The organism is Thalassospira profundimaris (assembly GCF_003326755.1).
Taxonomy (GTDB): Bacteria; Pseudomonadota; Alphaproteobacteria; order Rhodospirillales; family Thalassospiraceae; genus Thalassospira; species Thalassospira profundimaris_B.
In genome coordinates this window covers 1-2,200 of record NZ_JPWH01000064.1, presented here as the reverse complement: position 1 = coordinate 2,200, position 2,200 = coordinate 1, and the positions used below count along the sequence as shown (strand labels likewise).

Genomic DNA, 2,200 nt, shown 5'->3' with positions numbered 1-2,200 from the left:
GGCGGTCGTCGTCCAGCTTCGAGACGGGGACGGCGCCTTTCGGGGAGAGCTCCTCCGAGCGCGCGACCCGCCTTTGCGCGGCGTCGAGCTCGGCCTTCCTCTGGGCTATGAGCGCCTCGGCGGCCTGCTTCTCGGCTTCGCGCTGGGTCACCCGGCTTTGCGCGGTCTCGATGCCGATGAGCGCCCGGCGCAGCTGCGCCTCGGCCTCCCGGAGCTGCGCCTCCATGACGACCGTGTCCATTTTCGCCAAGACCTGACCGGCACTGACGAAGTCGCCCTCGTTGACCAGGATCTCCCGGACCCGGCCCGCGGTCTTGGCCGCGATATCGATCTCGACCGCCTCGATCCGGCCGTTACCGGCGGCGAATCCATCGGGCAAGTCCTGCGGTTGAAAATGCCACCAAGCCCAAACGCCCAGTCCAATGACAATCGCAGCGGTGACGCCTCGAATACCTGCTTTAATGAACCTTTTCACGTCTTGGATTACTCCACATCAGTTGGTTCACTCATTCTTGACAAGAGGTTATCTCCAAGCCGTGTCCGTCTATCGGGCATCGCCATCTCGCAGATCAATCCATATTCCCTCATCAGCGGACATCACCGCGCACCCTATCCGCCATCGTGCCTCCCAGCTACCCAAGAAGCGTCTCAAGTTTCGCCAGAACATCGTCGACGATGACCGATGGTGCCGTGTCAGCTTGCGATGCCTTCCGCGCACGCCAATCGAGACTCCTGATCTGGTCGGCGAGCACCACGCCGGAAATCTTCAGGCCGTCCGCCAACGCTGTCTCAAACGGATATCCCTTCTCCTTGCTCGCGATCGGACACATCAGCGCCCACCCCGTATCTGATGATATGCCTTGGGGGAAAGCACCAAATCCAGCCGGTGGCCTGGCTGATCATAGCCGGCTTGGGGGTTAAAGTCCAGCCAAACGAGATCGCCTCGGTCAAGGAGCAGAAGCCCTTCGATTGCTCCACCGTGTCGATGAGCTGGCGCATGGACCGGGCGAGGCGGTCGAGCTTCCAAACGACAAGCGTGTCGCCGGGCCGCATGTAGTCGAGCGCGCGCTTAAGCTCGGGTCGGTCGCGCTGTGCGCCGGACGCGGTTTCCACGAAGATGCGTTCACATTCGACCGCCGAGAGGGCGTCCGTTTGAAGCGTCAGATTTTGTTCGGCTGTCGAAACTTGGGCGTAACCAATATTCACTCTCTCGAAATCCATAAATTTAACGCGGACAGTATATCAGATTTCGACGCACAGTTTTGAGAAATACGGAAGGGCGGAAACACGTTCCGCCCTTCTCAGAACATCGGCCCCGTCAATATCGGTCGTTTTTGCGAGGTAGTTCGATGGCCTCCACCCAGCCCCGTCGCCGTCTCATCGAAACCGCTGCGACGAGCCTCTTCAGCGAGATACCGGATACACTGCGCAACGTAGTACGCATCCTCGTGGCTCTCTGGGCAAGATTAAGGTTTCCATCGAGGGAATTAGGCTGCGCGCCGTTGACGCCCCCCGAAAGCAGCCAGACCTGCACACGAACGGACGGCAGCGCATGGCGATACGACCAGCGCGGTGCCGTGGCGCTGGCGGACAAAATCTACCGAAGCACGGTTTCATGCCTGGGTAATCGCCGGGGAAAGGGAAGGTAGGCAGGTTTCCCCTACGGTCGCCGCAGTCGCTTAAGGCAAGGCGCCGGCGTCCACCCAGTACCCCCACCGAGATAGGCACCGCTGGCCTGGCAGTACTGCGCCGCGTCATCGCTGTTGCCGCCGTATCGAACGCATAGCTCGTCGGTGCGCCCGACGGCGGCCACAGTGACCAGAGAAGCTCTCTACTCGTCAGATCGAGCAGGGTCATCTTGCTGGCATCGGGATGGTCGCCACCTGCGGTCATGTAGACGGCGAAGCGTCCGTCCGGCGACAGGCCGCTCTTAAGCGCATTTGCGCCGAATTCATGGGAGAGCAACTGACGGCCCTGGCTGTCAAAGGCATAGAAGGTGCTGCGCAGTTGGTCGCCGAAGCGCCAGTCGGAGAGGACGAACGTCCCGTTGTCAGCGACTTTTCCGTCGTTCGGCCGTTCCATCCGTCCGTCGGCGACAATGCGCCCGTCATGGACCAGGACATAATCGCCTTCGCCGCTCTCCCGGTATCCGCCGCGTCTGCCGTCCGGGTCTCTGATTGGTGAGGAGCACTTTATGAGC

At 61.2% G+C, this 2,200-nt stretch carries 4 protein-coding genes; all 4 read right to left on the bottom strand.

Translation table 11 applies throughout. The features are described 5' to 3' along the window. Positions 1–475: HlyD family secretion protein (locus tag TH25_RS24535; protein ID WP_258549302.1), on the bottom strand; the 475-nt coding region annotated here is incomplete at its 3' end. A 157-nt stretch (positions 476–632) separates the two neighbouring features. Continuing rightward, positions 633–830, bottom strand: a complete 198-nt coding sequence (locus tag TH25_RS25770; protein ID WP_114090857.1) for a type II toxin-antitoxin system PemK/MazF family toxin — start codon at positions 828–830, stop codon at positions 633–635. After that, positions 790–1,221: a recombinase family protein gene (locus TH25_RS25790; RefSeq protein ID WP_220151513.1), complete on the bottom strand. Its 432-nt coding sequence runs from the start codon at positions 1,219–1,221 to the stop codon at positions 790–792. The genes TH25_RS25770 and TH25_RS25790 overlap by 41 nt, the downstream gene beginning before the upstream one ends. Positions 1,222–1,404: 183 nt before the next feature. Further along, the coding region (locus tag TH25_RS25360) for an SMP-30/gluconolactonase/LRE family protein (protein WP_220151512.1) at positions 1,405–2,200 on the bottom strand (796 nt) is incomplete at its 5' end.